General features: G+C 44.1%; 2 protein-coding genes. Both read right to left on the reverse strand.

The window, feature by feature from the left end; translation table 11 throughout:
- Positions 1 to 107: 107 nt before the first annotated feature.
- Positions 108 to 953, reverse strand: a complete 846-nt coding sequence (locus ACIFO6_RS24195; RefSeq protein ID WP_430044610.1) for a tyrosine-type recombinase/integrase — start codon at positions 951 to 953, stop codon at positions 108 to 110.
- 158 nt (positions 954 to 1,111) lie between these two features.
- Entirely contained in the window at positions 1,112 to 1,855 is a 744-nt protein-coding gene (locus ACIFO6_RS24200; RefSeq protein ID WP_430044612.1) for a transposase, read from the reverse strand.
- Positions 1,856 to 2,016: the final 161 nt, after the last annotated feature.

Genomic DNA, 2,016 nt, shown 5'->3' on the forward strand with positions numbered 1-2,016 from the left:
CATATGTACCGTAAAATCATCGCGAAAATTTCTGCACCCTTTGCTGGCGGCTTCGTTTATCTACATAGAAGAACCCCTCCATCCACGACAAAAAGAGTGGCTTCTTCTCACCACTCGATATTTGCCAAGGCTTCAGCCATATCCTGCTGTGTTGTTAGGGTATAGATATTGGTTGTTGCTACGTGATCATGTCCAAGGATTTGCTGGATAGTCGTCAATGGAGTCGTTTTTACCAGCTTATAGCCAAGTGTATGTCTAAGCATATGTGGCGTCACCTTCACATTGATCCGTTTCCCGTATTTGTTCAGAATCAGGTTAATCGAATTTCGTTCCAATGCTCCACGCTGCCCCATACATAGATACTCTGATTCCACTTGTGGCCTGACTTCAAGATATCGGGTAATGGCTTTTCGCACTTCCTTATTTAATGGAATAGTGCGGAAGGAGTTTCCCTTACCGAGTACCTTCAGCATCCCTTTACGTTCACTAATCTCCATATCCTTCAGCTGGATGCCGACCAATTCGCTTACCCTTATCCCCGTTCCCATCAGTAATTCGATCATACAGATATGCATCCGATTGCCCATCCGGTGAATTTCATTCCGCAGCTTCCACAAATCCTTTTCTGCTAACCCCTTATATTGCCGAACTACCTTGTTTCTGACCGCTTCGATATGTATTTCTTCCTTTATATAGCCTTGTTGATGCATCCATTGTGAAAATACGTTGATACTGGCAATCTTGCGGTTGATGGTGAGTATCGCTTGGTTGGTGCTTTGCAGAACCTTCTTGTACTCTACGCCATCCAATTCAATCCACTTGTCCAGTCCATATTCCGTCTTGCCCCGATACCAAGCTGTGAACTGTAGCACGTCCCGAATGTAACAGGAAATTGTGTTCTCACTTCGATCCTTGCTCCGTAAATGTGCTTCAAACCCTTGTATATACTCCATATTCGCCCCACCCTTCGCTTGTGTGTCACATCATACCGTTGATGTGGGGGAAAGTCCACTCATTGCATAACTTATCTTATGCACTGATTCTGGCTACTTTTGGGGCTAATTCCGGGCTGAAACTGGCGTTTATCTATACAAATACTGACGGCATAACGTTATGGCTGCGAGTGATCCGTCTCCACATATCCTTCCTCCATCTCGACCGATTCCTCAATAGCTTCATAATCAGCATCCACCACATCGGCTTCGATCATATCCAGAAATAGCTGCTTCCGTTCCTGTTCCAGTGCCTTCGTATTCACCAACAGCTCACGCCGATCATTCCACTCATTGGGTGCGCGGTTCTTTAAGTAGAAGATCATCGCTGTTGGATTGGGAGGCTGATACCGTTTCACTTTCTCGATACGCGTCTTCTTTTTTCCATTTTTGTCCTCTTCAATAATCGTTTTTATTTCCTCATATTCATATCCTGTAGCTGCTTTTAAAAGTGAATTTTCCACGTGTGAAATAGGGACAGATCTGCTCCATTTGACTAGTTCAGCCAGCATCGGATGTTTATCTATGTACTCATACCAAGTCGTTTTACCTATATCGAGTTTCTTGATAATGTCCTCTGCATTCACGCCTTCTTCGAACCATTGCTGAATCTCCGCTAACCGAGGATATACATGAGTTTCCCATTTGGTTGGACGTTCCAATGCTTCAGCAAATTTAGGGTGTTTCCTTCTATAATCGCCTAATGTCCAAATGTGAATATTTAGCCGTTTCGCAATCTCTTCATCTGTGGTTCCTTCACGTACCCAAACGGGAATATCCCTGAGTCTTGGCACAACAAATTGATCGTACTTGGTCAGTATCTTAGGCTTGTTTCTTTTGGGTTTGTCACTATTTTTGCTCATTCTGTTCACCTCCAGCACGAAAAAAAGGGAACAGACCATAATAGCCCATTCCCCATATGTATCAGCTTACCCTTCCAACTCAGCCTCGTAAAACAACTCGATATCCTCAATCACCTTCTGAATCAACACGTTATCCTCCCGAGCTTCCTCAGCCCCTAGCA

This window comes from Paenibacillus sp. NRS-1781 (assembly GCF_050467745.1).
GTDB classification, from domain to species: Bacteria; Bacillota; Bacilli; order Paenibacillales; family Paenibacillaceae; genus Paenibacillus; species Paenibacillus terrae_A.